This is a genomic window from Flavobacterium sp. UBA6135, assembly GCF_002428305.1.
Lineage (GTDB): Bacteria > Bacteroidota > Bacteroidia > Flavobacteriales > Flavobacteriaceae > Flavobacterium.
Genome location: NZ_DIVJ01000018.1, coordinates 31,652 through 48,201 on the forward strand (window position 1 = coordinate 31,652; position 16,550 = coordinate 48,201).

Below are 16,550 nucleotides of genomic sequence, written 5' to 3' on the forward strand. Positions count from 1 at the left end.
GATTACTGCGACAGATAACTTTCTACCGCTTTCCGCACACTTCCATACTTTTCCAACAAAACTCCCGCTTCTTCATTACTCACAGGAATTTCGCTCATTATCATTCGAATACCACGATCAACTAATTTGTTGTTACTCAATTGCATATCCACCATTTTATTGCCTTTCACTTTTCCAAGTTGAATCATTGTAGCGGTAGAAATCATATTCAAAACCAACTTTTGAGCGGTTCCGGCTTTCATTCGTGAACTTCCGGTTACAAATTCGGGTCCAACCACAACTTCAATCGGAAATTGTGAAACTTGTGAGAGCGGACTACCTTCGTTGCAAGTAATACAACCCGTTGGAATGTTATTTTCATTGCATTTTTCTAAACCACCAATCACATAAGGCGTAGTTCCTGAAGCCGCAATTCCTATAACGAAATCGTTCTGACTGATGTTGAATTCCGATAAATCTTTCCAAGCTTGTTCAGTATCATCTTCGGCAAATTCAACCGCTTTTCGAATGGCTTGATCGCCACCGGCAATGATTCCCAAAACCAAATCAAATGGTACTCCAAACGTCGGCGGACATTCCGAAGCATCCACAACACCCAGTCTTCCTGATGTTCCGGCTCCGATGTAGAAAAGTCTTCCGCCATTTTTTAATTGACTAACCACTTTTTGAACGGTTTTTTCAATTTGTGGCAACGCTTTTTCAACCGCTGATGGAACGGTTTTATCTTCATTATTAATGTTTTGTAATAATTCGGAAACCGACATCTTTTCCAGATGTTCGTATTTGGAAGATTGTTCGGTGGTTTTGGTGAAAGTCATGCTTTAAATTTTCACTCAAAGATAAGTGAAATTAAGATTCTCGCAAAGTCGCAAAGACGCAAAAAAAGTTGCTGAGTTGCTGAGAAGCTGAGAATCTGAGTTTTTTTGATGATAATGATGAAATATAACGTCATCCCAAATCAGAAAACTGACAACCGACAACAGAAAACCTTAATGCGAATGCCCCATTTCCATCACATACGCCAACAAAAACCCCAATACAATCATTGTTATTTTCGCTAAATTGAATTTGTGACCTTCATTACTTTCAAAAATAATGGTAGAAGAAATGTGAAATAAAATACCCACTACAATGGCCGAAATTTCTTTGGAATAATGTTGAGCAAAATGCAAATGTTCCGCTAATAAAGTTCCGATTGGTGTCATCAATGCAAATGAAAACATAAAGGCAAAAACCATCCATTTGTTCATCTTCGCATTCACAAAAAACAGCGTCAAAATAATCGCGATAGGGAAGTGGTGTACCGCAATTCCATACGCCAAATTCGTATTTTCGTGAATTGGAAATCCTTCTAGTAAGGCGTGAATACACAAACTAATAAACAATAACCATGGAATATGATGCACTTCATTGTTTTCGTCAGTATGCACGTGAACGTGACCGTGTTCGGCACCTTTGGAGAAAAATTCTAAGACAATTTGAAATAAAATTCCAATCATTATAAAAACGCCTACGGGAATGCTCGAATGCACATGTTCGCCTTCATGAACATGATGAGAATCTTCAAATAATTCAGGGAGCAAATGCAAAACCGTCAGTGAAAGCAAAAAAGCTCCACTAAAGGCCAACAATAATTTGATGTTTTTTTTCTTTTGAGGTTTTAAAAACAAAGCAATCAAAAAACCTAAAATAACAGCCGAAAAAGTAATGATGTACTGCATTATTTAAAAATCAAAATTAAACGTTCAGATTGTGATTTGTAGAATTTCCGGAGTTTATAATCGCCAAAAACATCCAATAAATAAATTCCCGCTTCATCCATCATTTTTTCAAAATCGGCTAATCGGAGAGCTTGTACTTTTTCGGTAAAATGAAACTCTTTTCCTTTATCCGAAAACGAAATTTCTTTATAAATATGATTGTCTTTTTCATATCGTTTAATATGAAAATCAATTCCATCAACTGTTTTTGTTTCCTCAGGAATTAAATTTTCTAAAACGAAATCTACATTCATAAAATCAATGACTGCAAATCCGTATTCAGTTAAGCTGTCGCGAATGGCCTTTAGCGTCGTTAAATTATCCGCATCATCCTCAAAATAACCAAAACTGGTGAATAAATTGAAAATGGCATCAAACTTTTCTTCAAATGAAATTCGCATATCGTGCACCATAAAATGCAATTTTTCATTGGAAGATTTGGACGCTTCATTTATACTGTTTTCAGATAAATCAGCTCCTGTCACGTCATAACCCAATTGATTCAGATAAATTGAATGACGACCTTTTCCACAAGCTAAATCTAAAATCTTAGCTTCTTCGGGTAAATTCAAATATTCGGTTAAATTATCCATAAACGCCTGTGCTTCTTCATAATCTCTGTCTTTATAAAGAATATGATAATACGGAGTGTCAAACCAAGAGGCGTACCAGTTTTCGGTGGCGAGTTGCGAGTTGCGGGTTGAAGGAATGTTAGATTCTGACATTAATTGGATAGATGCTTTAAGAACGTGCAAATTTAGTGTATTTTTGCCAAGTTTTACAGATTTAAACAGTCATGGAGAAGAATTTTAAGATGGTAGCCAAAACCTTTTTTGGTTTTGAAGAGATTTTAGCCAAAGAAGTGCAGCAATTAGGCGGACAAGATGTGCAAACCGGAACGCGAGTTGTCACTTTTTCCGGAGACAAAGGTTTTATGTATAAAGCCAATTTATCGTTGCGAACAGCTCTTAAAATTTTAAAGCCAATTAAATGGTTTAAAGTGTTTAATGACAAGAGTTTATATGATGGTATTTCTAGCATTGATTGGAGTCAGTTTATGAACGAAAAGCAGACTTTTGTGGTGGATGTCACCTTATATTCCGAAGCTTTTAATAACTCACAATTTGTAGCTTTAAAAACCAAAGATGCGATTGTGGATCAATTTCGTGAAAAAACCGGTGTTCGTCCGAGTATAGATAAAGATTTTCCGGATTTACGAATTCACATTCATTTGGATCGTGATCAATGTACGGTTTCATTGGATACTTCAGGTGAATCGTTGCATCAAAGAGGTTATCGTTCGGCTACGAATATTGCTCCGATTAACGAAGTTTTAGCGGCGGGAATGTTGATTCTTTCCGGTTGGGATGGAACTTCTCATTTTCTCGATCCGATGTGCGGAAGCGGAACCATTTTAGCCGAAGCTGCGATGATTGCTTGCAACATTCCCGCAAACATTAACCGAAAAGAATTCGCTTTTGAAAAATGGAATGATTGGGATAATGATTTATTCGACCAAATTATTGATAGTTTGATGAAGAAAACGAGAGAATTTCATTATACGATTAAAGGTTTTGATAAGGCTCCAAGTGCCGTAAGAAAAGCTCAAGACAATATTCAAAATGCTAATCTGGATGATTATGTAACCATTGAACAGAAAGACTTTTTTGAAACAGAAAAACAAACCGAAGGTCCGCTTCATATGGTTTTCAATCCGCCGTATGGTGAACGTTTGGATATTGATATGGAACGATTTTATAGAGAAATTGGCGATACTTTCAAACAAAGTTATCCCAACACACAAGCTTGGTTTATCACAGCTAATTTAGAAGCATTGAAGTTTGTGGGATTAAAACCATCCCGAAAAATCAAATTATTCAACGGAAAATTAGAAGCAAGATTGTTGAAATATGATATTTACGAAGGAAGTAAACGAGCAAAGTTTCAGAATAGGGAAGAGGATTAATTGATGGCGACAACAATTTACGAATTAAGAAAGAAACCGAAATTATTATTTACTTTAAATGATAGTGATTTTCATTTGATTGATGAAGATAATCCTTCAAATAATGGTGAATTTGAATATAATTCTATTATTTCGGTTGATTTAGTTAAAGGTAAAACCAATTGGATTGTATCAATTTTTAGTTTAGTGATTGATTTTATTTTTGATTTAGGAAGTTTTAGTAATTACAAAGAAAAAGATAAATTAATCATTCAGACAAAAGATTCAGAAATTGAAATTTTACTTTTTAAAGTTGATAAAAAGGAAGTTGAAGAGTTGATTTCTAATTTAAAAGAATCAATAAAATATTAAAGTTGATTTAGAAGATTTTGAATTTGGTTTTTAAAAGTTGGAATAGTTTCAAAAATTGTTTCCCAAACAAAATTCAAATCCACAGAAAAATATTCGTGAACTATAAAATTTCTCATCGACTTTGCTCCTCGCCAATCAATTTCTGAATTTTGCAATTTGAATTCTTCATCAATTTGAGCAACAGCTTCACCTATTACAATAAAATTTTTTAAAACTGCATCTTGTTTTAACCAATCTGAAAGAAAATCTTCTTTAGAATAGTCTTTAGCGACCAATTCTAATTTTTGTCTATCGCTTCAAGAATATGAAGAAAATATAACTTATTAGAATCAGTTTTCATAAAAATAAGTAGCTTCCTTTAAAACTTTTTCTTTGATGAATTTGTTTAAACCATTCTCAGAGATTAAATCAACTTTTTTTTGAAGTTTCAATTCTAAATCATCGTGAATTTTGGCCAACGTAAAAAGACCAATCGGTTTGTGTAATGAAAATAAAATATCAATATCACTACTGTCTTTTTCTTCACTTCTAGCAAATGAACCAAACAAACCGATACGTTTTGGGTTGTATGGTTTTAAAATATCTATGATAATTTGTATTTGATTTTTTGATAACATACTACAAATGTAAACAATTTTGAAATACTTATTACAACACTTTCACTCCAAAATCACAAACCCTAGACACATAAATAGCATATTCAATTCCGGTTTTTGAATAGACTTCTTTAATTTTATTACCCACATTTTCAGCTGTTTGAATTCCTTTACTCAATGCATAAATTGAAGGTCCGGAGCCTGAAATTCCACAACCTAAAGCACCATTTTCCAAAGCCACTTTCTTTACATTATCAAATTCAGGAATTAAATTTTTTCGATAGGGTTCGGCAACCACATCGTGTAAACTTCGACCAATTAATCCGTAATCTTCGGTATATAATCCACTAATCAATCCACCTAAATTTCCCCATTGCGTAATGGCTGTTTTTAACGCAATTTCTTTAGGTAAAACTTTCCTTGCTTCCGAAGTTTTTACTTCAATATGCGGATGAATAATTGTTACATATAAATCCTTCGGACTAGTAATTTTAATAACTTCCAACGGATTATAACTACGAACTAACGTAAATCCGCCCAAAATTGCAGGAGCAACATTATCGGCGTGATAGCTTCCGCTGGCTAAAAATTCACCTTCCATGGCAAACGGAATTAAATCTTTCCGATGCAAAGGGTTTCCTAATAACTCATTAATTCCAACGACAACTCCGGCTGCACTTGCAGCACTGCTTCCAATTCCGCTCCCGGCTTTAATTTTTTTATGGATTTCAATCTCAAATCCAAATTCTAAATCCAAGTGGTTTAACATCGCCAATCCGGCAACACCAGCTACATTTTTATTGGTTTCCAAAGGCAAATCGGCTCCGGTTATTTTTGTAATTCGGATTCCTTTTACATCGCTTTTACGAATAATCATTTCATCGCCAATGCCTTCCAAACATAATCCTAAGACATCAAATCCACAGGATAAGTTGGCTACGGTGGCGGGGCAGAATATTTTTATTTGGTTCATTTTTTTCTGAGTTGCTGAGTAGCTGAGACTCTGAGTAGCTGAGTAAAGTTACTGAATTTAAAAACTCAGTCACTCAGCTACTTAGAGACTCAGCAACTTTTTTTAAACATTTCCAATCCGAATTACATCCGCAAAAATACCTGAAGCAGTCACGGCAGCACCGGCACCGGCTCCTTTGATTATCAACGGTTGATCAACATAACGATCGGTGAAAAATTCAACAATATTGTCTTTTCCTTCTAAATTGTAAAACGGACTTTCCTTTGGAATAAATTGTAAACCAACACTGGCTTTTCCGTTATCGAATTTAGCAACAAATTTCAAACGACAGTCTTTTTCTTTTGCTTCTTTTAACAAATTTTCAAAATGACTTGCATGTTTGGTTAACGATTTGAAAAAGTCTTCATTAGTTGTGGTTTCCATACATTCTTTTGGTAAAAAAGAAATATTTTCAATGTCTTCCATTTCCATTTGATAACCACTTTCACGAATAAGAATCAAAATTTTTCTTGCTACATCAACGCCGCTTAAATCAATTTTAGGATCGGGCTCAGTGAAACCTTGTACTCCGGCTTCTTTCACTACATCATGAAAGTTATAGGTTTCGCTAAAATTATTAAAAATAAAGTTCAAACTTCCTGATAAAACGGCTTGAATTTTATGAATTCGATCACCCGAAGCAATCAAATGTTTCAACGTATCAATAATGGGTAAACCTGCACCCACATTCGTTTCAAACAAAAAAGGAGCATTGTATTTTCGCGATAAACGTTTCAAATTCAAATAATTATCATACTCAGATGAACAAGCTATTTTGTTGCAAGTTACCACCGCAATATTTTTTCGAAGATAATGTTCGTAGGTTTTAGAAACTTCAGCATTTGCTGTAATGTCAACAAAAATGCTGTTGCGAAGATTCAGGGCTTTTGTTTTTTCTATAAAATCAGCTTTTGAAGCTTTTTCACCACTATCCAAAGCCGTTTTCCAATCTTTTAATGAAATTCCTTCTTCATCAAAAACCATTTTTCTGGAATTGGAAAGTGCAATAACCCGCAGATTTATTTTTAAATTTTCTTTTAAAAATTTCTTTTGTTGATTGATTTGTTCGATGAATTTTTCACCTACATTTCCAACTCCCATTACAAATAAATTCAACTGTTTGGTTTGTTCTTCAAAAAAACGTTCGTGTAACGTGTTCAATGCTTTTTTTACATCATTTTCATTGATTACCACAGAAATATTTCGCTCTGAAGCACCTTGAGCAATGGCACGAATATTTACGTTATTCTTGCCTAAAGTACTGAACATTTTTCCACTAATTCCTTGGTGATTTTTCATTTGCTCACCAACCAAAGCCACAATACACAAATCTTTTTCAACCACACACGGATTGATTTTTTGTTGTGCAATTTCTAATTCAAAGATTTTATCAATCGCCGTTTTTGCCAAATCAGCATCAGCATTTAAAATTCCGATACAAATGGAATGTTCCGATGAAGCTTGTGTGATAAAAATAACATTGATAGAATGATTGGATAAAACTTCAAACAAACGTTTAGAAACTCCGGCAACTCCTACCATTCCTGAACCTTCCAACGTAATTAAACTAATTTTATCAATATGTGAAATTCCTTTAATCGGATTTCCGTTCGGATTCGATTCAGAAGAAATATACGTTCCAAAAGCTTCCGGTTCAAAGGTGTTTTTTATCCAAATCGGAATATTTTTGCTTAAAACGGGTTGAATTGTTGGCGGATAAAGCACTTTTGCACCAAAATGTGACAATTCCATCGCTTCTTCGTAGGTGATTTTCTCAATGGGTTGAGCTTGTTTTACGATTTTCGGATTGGCAGTGAACATTCCGTTGACGTCGGTCCAAATTTCTAATTCTTTAACTTTCAAAGCGGCAGCAACAATCGCAGCAGTATAATCAGAGCCACCACGACCTAACGTGGTCGTATTTCCATCTAATGAAGAAGCAATAAAACCGGGAATGAGTGTAACTTGATAGGTAGTAGAATTAAAATAATCAATAATAGTTGTATTCGTAATTTCAAAATTCACTTCAGCTTTTCCAAAGTTATTATTGGTTTTAATTAGTTCCCGACTATCTTTAAAACTGCTATTTGATAGCTGTTGTTTCATCGCTTCAGCAATAATGTAAGACGATAACAACTCACCAAAACTCACAATCATATCTGATGTTCGAGCGGTTAATTCGCCCAACAAATAACAACCATCCAACAACGTTTCCAATAAGGAAATTTTCTTTTTACAATAATGCAACAAAGCCGATTGTTCGTTAGTTGGAACCAATTCTTTAATGGCTTCGAGGTGTTTTTTCTCAATTTGCAAAACGACATCCCGATACGAATCATCTTTTGAAGCTGCTTTTTGAGCTGCAGATAACAGCAAATCGGTAACACCACTAAAGGCTGAAACAGCCACGATTAATTTATCTTCTTTAGATTTTTGTTCAACAATTTCGAGAACTAACTTTATATTTTGAGCATTGGCAACCGAAGTTCCGCCGAATTTTAATACCTTCATTTGATTATTTTTTACTGGAAAATGTAGATTTTATTTTATTCTTTCGAATAAGCATGGATGCGGATGATATGTAAAAATTATACCCCGAATGGGGTTGTAGTTGTAGAAGATGTGCCAAAAGAAAATCCGTTCAACGAATTGAAGGAGTTGTTTGAATAAAATATGTTCTTTTGTGATTTCATCTGAAACAAATGTAATAAATTTACATATAGGAAATGTAAAATTGAAACTTTTTGCGAATACTTCAATAAACTTTGTAATCTGATACAGATGAAAATATTTAATGCAGAAAAAATCAAAGAACTTGATAAATTAACAATTGAAAAGCAGCAAATCACTTCTTTAGAATTGATGGAACGAGCAGCTCTGCAAGCTTTTTTGTGGTTGGTGAATCATTTTCAAGATAAAAAAACCGTTTACCACATATTTTGTGGAGTTGGAAATAACGGAGGTGACGGATTGGTAATTGCTCGAATGTTGAAACAAAATTACTTTGATGTTCATGTGTATGTTGTTCCGTTTACTGATAAATTTTCATCTGATTTTGATTCAAATTTAGATCGTTTAAAAGAAAGTAATTTAACATATGAAGTAATTAATGCTGCATCTGAATTTCCTGATATAGCTGAAAATCATGTTATTGTAGATGCCATTTTCGGAATTGGTTTAACCAGAGAAATGGATAGTTGGCTTCAAATTTTGATTCAAAAAATAAATTATCATCAATCGTTTAAAGTCTCCATTGATGTTCCATCCGGATTATTATTGGATAAAAAAACAACGATTGCTATTCATTCAGATGTTGTTCTCACGTTTCAGTTCCCAAAATTGGCTTTTTATTTACCTGATAATGAAAGTTTTATTAATGAAATTGTTTTGTTGCCAATTGATTTGGATGTGAAATCTATCGAATCAATTCACACTAATTATTATTATACCGATTTGAATAAAATAAAAAAGCGATACAAGCCCATTTCAAAATTTTCGCATAAAGGAACGCAAGGTCATGTGTTGTTGATTGGTGGTTGCTATGGAAAAATTGGAGCAATGGTTTTAGCTTCGCAAGCTGCATTGCGGTCAGGTTGCGGTTTGGCAACGGTTTTTATTCCTAAATGTGGTTACGAAATTTTACAAACCGCCACACCGGAGGTCATGGTGATGACTGATGAAAATTATGATAAAATAACCAACATTGAATTTAATCTTCAACCAAAAGCAATCGGAATTGGAATGGGAATTGGTCAAGAGGAGGAAACTACAGCAGCTTTATATCACTTTTTAAAGGAGAATAAAATTCCTCTAGTGATTGATGCCGATGCATTGAATATTCTTTCTGAGAATTCAGAATGGATGAATTTACTGCCAAAGAACTCAATTTTGACTCCTCATCCTAAAGAATTAGAACGATTGATTGGAATTTGGGAAGATGATTTTGACAAAATTGAAAAAGTAAAATCGTTTGCTAAAATGTACCATTTGGTGGTTTTAATCAAAGGTGCTTATACTTTAATTATTGATGACAAAAATGTGTATGTAAATTCTTCAGGAAATCAAGCTCTGGCAACAGGAGGAAGCGGCGATGTGTTATCCGGAATGATTACAAGTTTTCGTGCTCAAGGTTATTCTGCCGTTGATGCTTCACTTTTAGGCGTTTATTTTCACGGTCGTACCGCTGATCTTGCCATGAACGATATGGGTTACGGAGGTTTTATTGCTTCGGATATTATAAAGTATTTAGGGAAAGTTTTTTTGGAGTTGAAAAATTAAATTTAACTATTAAATGACTAAGTTTTTCAAGTTGAATTAATTAATTTTCATTTGAACACTCAAATGTTGAAGATTTTTACAAATGTTATTAAAAAAACCACAATTATGTTGCATTTATGCAAACGTTTGCGGAATTTTGAAACCTCAACCAAACAATAAATGGACCATTATCATTATATCAGTTCCGACCTACTTTCGTTGGAAACCATCAATCAAATTTTACTTGAAAATAAATCGCTTGCTTTATCAGAAGAAGCAAAAGTCAACATACAGAAATGTCGTGATTATTTAGATAAGAAAATGCAATCGCAAACCGATCCGATCTATGGTATAAATACTGGATTTGGGTCGTTGTGTAATGTGAAAATTTCAAATGAAAATCTTTCGCAACTTCAAGAAAATCTAGTGAAATCACACGCTTGCGGAACAGGCGATGAAGTACCAAACTCGATTGTAAAATTGATGTTGTTGCTTAAAATTCAATCGTTGAGTTACGGAAATTCAGGCGTTCAATTGGAAACGGTGGAACGATTAATAGAATTTTTCAATAATGATGTTTTACCTATCATTTATACGCAAGGTTCATTAGGAGCATCAGGTGATTTGGCTCCATTAGCACATTTAAGTTTGCCATTATTAGGCGAAGGCGAAGTTTGTTTTGAAGGTAAAAAAGTCCATTCTAAAGAAGTACTCGCCCATTTTAATTGGAAACCTATCGTTTTGCAATCCAAAGAAGGTTTGGCATTGTTGAACGGAACGCAGTTTATGAGTGCTTATGGTGTTCATATTTTATTAAAATCATATAAATTATCCTATTTGGCAGACTTAATCGGAACCATTTCGTTAGAAGGTTTTGATGGTCGAATTGATCCGTTTAACGAATTGATTCACTTGGTTCGTCCGCACAAAGGACAAATTGAAACCGCTCAGCGAATTACTGATTTTTTAGATGGAAGTCAAATTATAAATCAAAAGAAAGTTCACGTTCAAGATCCGTATTCTTTCCGATGTATGCCACAAGTTCACGGAGCTTCAAAAGATACAATGGATTATGTGCGAAGAGTTTTTCGAACAGAAATCAATTCTGTAACCGATAATCCAAATGTTTTTGTAGGCGAAGATATTATCGTTTCCGGTGGAAATTTCCACGGACAACCTTTAGCTTTGGCATTAGATTTTCTTGGAATTGCTTTAGCAGAATTAGGAAGTATTTCTGAAAGAAGAACCTATCAATTGATTTCCGGTCTTCGTGGATTACCGGCTTTTTTAGTGGATAATCCAGGGTTGAATTCCGGTTTTATGATTCCGCAATACACCGCTGCAAGCATCGTAAGTCAGAATAAACAATTAGCAACTCCAGCCAGTATTGATAGCATTGTTTCCAGTAATGGTCAAGAAGATCACGTTAGTATGGGTGCGAATGCGGCAACAAAATGTTTTAAAATAATTGAAAATTTAGAACGCATTTTGGCTATTGAATTGATGAATGCTTCGCAAGCAATTGAATTTAGAAGACCATTGAAATCTAGTGAATTTATTGAGCAATTTATCGCTTCTTATCGAACAGAAGTTCCCTTTGTACAAGAAGATCGCATTTTGCATTATGATATTGAAAACTCTATTGCTTTTTTAAGGAGTTTTGAGATTGAGGTGGAGAATTAAAAAGTTAAAAGAATATTTTTTATAAACCTAAAACAATAGTAGGATCGATATCTAATTTTTTACTGATGTCTCTTGCCGTTTTTAATGTTGGTTCCGTTTTTCCAGTTAAATATTCACTAACTCTTGAAGTGCTTACACCTAGTAATTCCGATAAACGCTTTTGGTTTAATCCACGTTCATACATACGCAATTTCATTGTTTCAATTAACGTTGGTTTTTTAACGGGAAAATTGGTTTCCTCATAATCTGCCACAAGGTCAGACAAAATATTTAGTTCAATATAGCCTTCAGCATCTTGATTTTCAATGTTTTCATTATTTCGTAAAAGCTCTTCAATTCTTTGAAGCAATACATTATATTCTTTTTCTGTTTTAATCATCACTATATATTTTTGATGTCTTTTATTTTGTCGTATTCTGAATGTGTTCCAATAAATCGGATGTACACTTTTTTTGCGTTGAACGAAATGATTGCAACTAATCGATACGAGTTTCCTTTTATATTAAAAACAAAACGATTATTGCCAACATAATCAACCGTATTAAAATCCTTTTTAATATCATTTAGCGAATTCCAATCTTTAGAAGTTACTGTGTAATACCAAACAAATAAAGCACTTTCGGCATCATTATGATTCTCAGAAAATTCTTTTATTCTTTTGAAAGTTACAATTCGCATGAAAATTATTTTATACAAATATATATAAAATTTTGAAATTCAAAACAATATTTTTATTTTCAAATTATTTTATAGTTGAAGGTTTTTTATGTTTGGATTATTTTTTTTATAATTCAGCTTTTCACCCTAAAATTCTTCTCAATCGCCTTAATCATTTCCCCTGCAATGTCTTTGTTAGTAGCACCTTCAATTCCTTCTAAACCTGGAGAAGAGTTTACTTCCAACAAAAGTGGTCCTTTACTTGAACGGATAATATCAACTCCGGCTACTTTTAAGCCCATTGCTTTTGCAGCTTTGACGGCGATAATTTTTTCTTCACGAGTTGGTTTGATAACTGAAGCTGTTCCACCTAAATGAATGTTCGCTCTAAATTCTCCTGCCAATGCTTCCCGTTGAATAGTCGCTACTACTTTTCCGTCAATCACAAATAAACGTAAATCTTTACCGTTGGCTTCTTTGATGAATTCTTGTACTAAAATGTTTGCATTCAAACTTTTAAAAGCATTAATAACACTTTCTGCTGCTTTTTTGGTTTCAGCCAAAACAACTCCTTTTCCTTGGGTTCCTTCTAAAAGTTTTACTATTAAAGGAGTTCCGCCAACCATTTTTATTAAATCATCGGTATCTAATGGTGAATTGGCGAATCCTGTCGTTGGAATGTCGATTCCATTATTCAAAAGCAATTGCAATGAATACAATTTATCTCTGGATTGCGTAATGGCGGAAGAAGAATTCAAACAAAAAATCTTTAACGCTTCAAATTGACGTGTTAACGCACAACCATAAAACGTAATATTAGGACGAATTCTGGGAATGACTGCATCTAATTCATTTAAAATTTTTCCACCACGGTAATGAATTTCAGGCGTGTCGGCATCCAATTTCATGTAACATTCTTTGATATTTAAAAATTGCATTTCATGACCACGGCGTTCACCGGCTTCCATTATTCTTTTATTACTGTACAGTTCAGGATTACTGGCCAAAAGCCCGATTTTTAAACCCGAACGTTCTTTCAAAACATCAGGATACAAGTCTTTTAATTTATCGGTTGAATTATCACCTAACAAATATTTCCGTTCCGGATCAACCATTGCTCGTCCGCTCATTGCTTCTCGACCCAATAACATTCTGAAACCCATGGAATCTCGGTTGGTCAGTGTCATTTCTATTACCCAATTTGAATCGCCTAATTTGAGTTGCGTTTGAATCACAAAACGTTGCTCACGAAATCCACTAGAACTTTTTACCACACGTTTATCAATCAAAGGAGCTTGACAATGAATGATGGTTTTGACATTATTCTGAATCGGATTAATATCAAATTTCACCCAATGTTCACCCTCTTTAATAAACGGACTGATGTTGATGGCATGTAGAGCAGAGGTTTTGGCTCCGGAATCTACGCGAGCTTTGATAGTTGGAATTCCAAGTTCTGGAAATGAACACCATTCTTCGCTACCTAAAATTAATTTGTTGTCTAACATTTATTGATGGTATAAAAAAAGCCACGAATTCACAAATAGTTTTACTTTAATTCGCGAATTCGTGGCTTATAATTTAGTTATATCTAACTCGTAGGTTTTTCTGCTTTTTGGATTTTTACACTCAATTCTTGAGCATCCTCCTCAATATCCATAAAAATTTCGTCACCTTCTCCAATTTTGGAAGTAATGATTTCTTCTGCTAATGAATCTTCCACATATTTTTGAATGGCTCTTTTTAATGGACGTGCTCCAAATTGTTTATCAAAACCTTTTTCTGCAATAAATGCTTTAGCTTTATCCGATAAATTCAAAGTATAACCCAGGTCTTTAATACGAGCATACAATTTTTTCAATTCAATTTCGATGATTAAATCGATGTGTTCTTTTTCTAATGCATTAAACACAATCACATCATCAATACGATTTAGAAATTCAGGAGCAAAGGTTTTTTTCAAAGCATTTTCAACAACACTTTTCGAATGATCATCTGCTTGCGAAACTTTTGCAGCAGTTCCAAATCCAACACCTTGACCAAAATCTTTCAATTGACGAGCTCCCACATTGGAAGTCATAATGATAATGGTATTTCTAAAATCGATTTTTCGACCTAAACTATCCGTTAAATAACCATCATCCAACACTTGCAGCATCATATTGAAAACGTCAGGATGAGCTTTTTCAATTTCATCTAAGAGAACAACACAATACGGTTTGCGACGTACTTTTTCGGTTAATTGACCGCCTTCTTCGTAGCCAACATATCCCGGAGGTGCTCCGACTAATCTGGAAATTGCAAATTTTTCCATGTACTCACTCATGTCGATACGAACCAACGCATCTTCAGAATCAAATAATTCTTTAGCTAATACTTTGGCTAATTGTGTTTTTCCGACTCCGGTTTGACCTAAGAAAATAAAGGAACCAATGGGGCGGTTTGGATCTTTCAACCCGGCACGATTCCGTTGAATCGAACGAGCAATTTTCATTACTGCTTCGTCTTGACCAATTACTTTTCCTCTGATTAATTCAGGTAAATGAGCTAATTTATTGCTTTCTGTTTGAGCAATTCTGTTCACAGGAATTCCGGTCATCATTGAAACCACATCGGCAACATTATCTTCGGTAACGGTAATTCGGTTATTTTTAGAATCAATTTCCCATTGTTCTTGAGCAATTGCTAATTCTTTTTCAATACGTTTTTCATCATCTCGCAACTTCGCTGCTTCTTCGTATTTTTGTTTTTTAACGACGGTGTTTTTCAATTCACGAACATCTTCTAATTGTTTTTCAAGTTCCAAAATTTGTTTTGGAACTTCAATATTGGTGATGTGAACACGAGAACCGGCTTCGTCTAATGCATCAATGGCTTTGTCCGGTAAAAATCGATCAGACATATAACGACTTGTTAATTTTACACAAGCATCAATTGCTTCCGATGTGTAAGTTACACTATGATGTTCTTCATATTTACCTTTAATATTATTTAAAATTGTAATGGTTTCTTCAATCGAAGTTGGTTCAACAATTACTTTTTGAAAACGTCTTTCCAAAGCACCATCCTTTTCAATATATTGACGGTATTCGTCTAACGTTGTAGCACCAATACATTGAATTTCGCCTCTGGCTAAAGCGGGTTTAAACATATTCGAAGCATCCAACGAACCTGTTGCTCCACCGGCACCAACAATCGTATGGATTTCATCGATAAACAAAATAATGTCATCGTTTTTTTCCAATTCATTCATTACCGCTTTCATTCGTTCTTCAAACTGTCCGCGGTATTTTGTTCCCGCAACTAAACTTGCTAAATCAAGTGTAACTACTCGTTTATTAAATAAAATTCGGGATACTTTTTTTTGTATGATTCGCAACGCTAAACCTTCTGCAATGGCAGATTTACCAACACCGGGTTCACCAATTAAAAGCGGATTATTTTTCTTTCTTCGGCTTAAAATTTGTGAAACACGTTCGATTTCTTTTTCACGACCCACAACCGGATCAAGTTTTCCTTCTTCGGCCATTTCTGTTAAATCGCGACCAAAATTGTCTAAAACAGGTGTTTTCGATTTTTTATTGGTTTTGCTTCCCGGGTTATTAAAAGAGCCTTCTTTTAAACTGTCATCTTGTCCTGAGTCATCATTAAATGATTCTGCTTTTGGAAAATTTTCATTAAAATCTTCTTCATTGTTATTTGGTATCATATTCAAATATTGTTCTTTAGCTATATCGTAATCGATTTTTAGCTTGTTAAGTAATTTTGTTGTCGGATCGTTCTCGTTCCTCAAGATACAAAGCAAAAGATGTGCCGTACTGATAGAAGAACTCTGGAAAACTTTGGCTTCTAGAAACGTAGTTTTTAACGCTCTTTCCGCTTGACGGGTTAAGTGTAGGTTTTTCTTTTCATTGCCAATCTCGGCAATAGGATTTGGCGGACTTAAAATCTCAACTTTTCTTCGAAGATGCTCTAAATCTATATCTAAATTGTTTAAAATGTTTATCGCTTTTCCATTTCCATCTCTCAAAATACCTAACATCAGATGTTCAGTTCCAATAAAGTCGTGACCCAAACGAAGGGCTTCTTCCTTACTGTAACTAATTACATCTTTGACTCTTGGTGAAAAATTATCGTCCATAGCAATTGTTTTTTATAGGTAAATTTAGTGAATATGATTAAAATAAGCAAAAACCATTCCTTGACTAATCTGCTGACAGTAAATTGACAAAAAATATTTCAAAAATAAAAGCTAAAATGCTATATAC

General features: G+C 34.1%; 15 protein-coding genes. 4 read left to right on the forward strand and 11 right to left on the reverse strand.

Annotated elements, in window-relative coordinates; translation table 11 throughout:
- Positions 1 to 2 precede the first annotated feature (2 nt).
- The 3 genes from murQ to B3L86_RS05380 form a co-directional block, all read right to left on the reverse strand.
- Complete coding sequence (murQ, locus tag B3L86_RS05370) at positions 3 to 818, reverse strand: N-acetylmuramic acid 6-phosphate etherase (RefSeq protein ID WP_291115989.1); 816 nt, start codon at positions 816 to 818, stop codon at positions 3 to 5.
- Positions 819 to 989: 171 nt separating this feature from the next.
- Positions 990 to 1,721, reverse strand: coding sequence for a ZIP family metal transporter (locus tag B3L86_RS05375; RefSeq protein ID WP_188361825.1), 732 nt, complete (start codon positions 1,719 to 1,721; stop codon positions 990 to 992).
- Positions 1,721 to 2,485: a class I SAM-dependent methyltransferase gene (locus tag B3L86_RS05380; RefSeq protein ID WP_291115992.1), complete on the reverse strand. Its 765-nt coding sequence runs from the start codon at positions 2,483 to 2,485 to the stop codon at positions 1,721 to 1,723. Before B3L86_RS05380 ends, B3L86_RS05375 begins: the two co-directional genes overlap by 1 nt.
- A 71-nt stretch (positions 2,486 to 2,556) precedes the next feature.
- On the opposite strand from B3L86_RS05380, the gene B3L86_RS05385 reads away from it, so the two are divergent.
- Positions 2,557 to 3,726: a THUMP domain-containing class I SAM-dependent RNA methyltransferase gene (locus tag B3L86_RS05385; protein WP_291115995.1), complete on the forward strand. Its 1,170-nt coding sequence runs from the start codon at positions 2,557 to 2,559 to the stop codon at positions 3,724 to 3,726.
- Between the two features lie 3 nt (positions 3,727 to 3,729).
- Entirely contained in the window at positions 3,730 to 4,077 is a 348-nt protein-coding gene (locus B3L86_RS05390) for a hypothetical protein (RefSeq protein WP_291115998.1), read from the forward strand.
- On the opposite strand, the gene B3L86_RS05395 is transcribed toward B3L86_RS05390, so the two are convergent.
- The 4 genes from B3L86_RS05395 to thrA form a co-directional block, all read right to left on the reverse strand.
- Positions 4,074 to 4,352 (reverse strand): DUF86 domain-containing protein, encoded by a 279-nt coding sequence (locus B3L86_RS05395; protein ID WP_291116001.1) that lies wholly within the window; start codon positions 4,350 to 4,352, stop codon positions 4,074 to 4,076. The genes B3L86_RS05390 and B3L86_RS05395 overlap by 4 nt on opposite strands.
- 54 nt (positions 4,353 to 4,406) lie before the next feature.
- Entirely contained in the window at positions 4,407 to 4,694 is a 288-nt protein-coding gene (locus B3L86_RS05400) for a nucleotidyltransferase family protein (protein ID WP_291116004.1), read from the reverse strand.
- A gap of 31 nt (positions 4,695 to 4,725) precedes the next feature.
- Positions 4,726 to 5,646, reverse strand: coding sequence for a homoserine kinase (locus tag B3L86_RS05405; RefSeq protein WP_291116007.1), 921 nt, complete (start codon positions 5,644 to 5,646; stop codon positions 4,726 to 4,728).
- A 102-nt stretch (positions 5,647 to 5,748) separates the two neighbouring features.
- A complete protein-coding gene (thrA, locus tag B3L86_RS05410) occupies positions 5,749 to 8,196 on the reverse strand; it encodes a bifunctional aspartate kinase/homoserine dehydrogenase I (protein ID WP_291116010.1) in 2,448 nt (815 codons plus the stop codon).
- A 270-nt stretch (positions 8,197 to 8,466) separates the two neighbouring features.
- Between thrA and B3L86_RS05415 the strand changes: the two genes are divergently transcribed.
- Positions 8,467 to 9,963 (forward strand): NAD(P)H-hydrate dehydratase, encoded by a 1,497-nt coding sequence (locus B3L86_RS05415; protein ID WP_291116013.1) that lies wholly within the window; start codon positions 8,467 to 8,469, stop codon positions 9,961 to 9,963.
- Positions 9,964 to 10,122: 159 nt separating this feature from the next.
- Positions 10,123 to 11,625, forward strand: a complete 1,503-nt coding sequence (gene hutH, locus B3L86_RS05420) for a histidine ammonia-lyase (RefSeq protein WP_291116016.1) — start codon at positions 10,123 to 10,125, stop codon at positions 11,623 to 11,625.
- Positions 11,626 to 11,644: 19 nt separating this feature from the next.
- Here the strand turns inward: hutH and B3L86_RS05425 are convergent, their stop codons facing one another.
- From B3L86_RS05425 to B3L86_RS05440, 4 genes are all read right to left on the reverse strand, one after another.
- Entirely contained in the window at positions 11,645 to 12,004 is a 360-nt protein-coding gene (locus tag B3L86_RS05425; RefSeq protein WP_291116019.1) for a helix-turn-helix domain-containing protein, read from the reverse strand.
- Positions 12,005 to 12,006: 2 nt separating this feature from the next.
- A complete protein-coding gene (locus tag B3L86_RS05430) occupies positions 12,007 to 12,303 on the reverse strand; it encodes a type II toxin-antitoxin system HigB family toxin (RefSeq protein WP_291116022.1) in 297 nt (98 codons plus the stop codon).
- Between the two features lie 113 nt (positions 12,304 to 12,416).
- Positions 12,417 to 13,790, reverse strand: a complete 1,374-nt coding sequence (gene rimK, locus B3L86_RS05435; protein WP_291116025.1) for a 30S ribosomal protein S6--L-glutamate ligase — start codon at positions 13,788 to 13,790, stop codon at positions 12,417 to 12,419.
- Positions 13,791 to 13,873: 83 nt separating this feature from the next.
- Complete coding sequence (locus B3L86_RS05440; protein WP_291116028.1) at positions 13,874 to 16,423, reverse strand: ATP-dependent Clp protease ATP-binding subunit; 2,550 nt, start codon at positions 16,421 to 16,423, stop codon at positions 13,874 to 13,876.
- Positions 16,424 to 16,550 lie beyond the last annotated feature (127 nt).

Bases quoted from the DNA above. Each gene is read 5' to 3' on its own strand.
- murQ (WP_291115989.1), bottom strand. From the start codon at position 818: ATGACTTTCACCAAAACCACCGAACAATCTTCCAAATACGAACATCTG.
- B3L86_RS05375 (WP_188361825.1), bottom strand. From the start codon at position 1,721: ATGCAGTACATCATTACTTTTTCGGCTGTTATTTTAGGTTTTTTGATT.
- B3L86_RS05380 (WP_291115992.1), bottom strand. From the start codon at position 2,485: ATGTCAGAATCTAACATTCCTTCAACCCGCAACTCGCAACTCGCCACC.
- B3L86_RS05385 (WP_291115995.1), top strand. From the start codon at position 2,557: ATGGAGAAGAATTTTAAGATGGTAGCCAAAACCTTTTTTGGTTTTGAA.
- B3L86_RS05390 (WP_291115998.1), top strand. From the start codon at position 3,730: ATGGCGACAACAATTTACGAATTAAGAAAGAAACCGAAATTATTATTT.
- B3L86_RS05400 (WP_291116004.1), bottom strand. From the start codon at position 4,694: ATGTTATCAAAAAATCAAATACAAATTATCATAGATATTTTAAAACCA.
- B3L86_RS05405 (WP_291116007.1), bottom strand. From the start codon at position 5,646: ATGAACCAAATAAAAATATTCTGCCCCGCCACCGTAGCCAACTTATCC.
- thrA (WP_291116010.1), bottom strand. From the start codon at position 8,196: ATGAAGGTATTAAAATTCGGCGGAACTTCGGTTGCCAATGCTCAAAAT.
- B3L86_RS05415 (WP_291116013.1), top strand. From the start codon at position 8,467: ATGAAAATATTTAATGCAGAAAAAATCAAAGAACTTGATAAATTAACA.
- hutH (WP_291116016.1), top strand. From the start codon at position 10,123: ATGGACCATTATCATTATATCAGTTCCGACCTACTTTCGTTGGAAACC.
- B3L86_RS05425 (WP_291116019.1), bottom strand. From the start codon at position 12,004: ATGATTAAAACAGAAAAAGAATATAATGTATTGCTTCAAAGAATTGAA.
- B3L86_RS05430 (WP_291116022.1), bottom strand. From the start codon at position 12,303: ATGCGAATTGTAACTTTCAAAAGAATAAAAGAATTTTCTGAGAATCAT.
- rimK (WP_291116025.1), bottom strand. From the start codon at position 13,790: ATGTTAGACAACAAATTAATTTTAGGTAGCGAAGAATGGTGTTCATTT.
- B3L86_RS05440 (WP_291116028.1), bottom strand. From the start codon at position 16,423: ATGGACGATAATTTTTCACCAAGAGTCAAAGATGTAATTAGTTACAGT.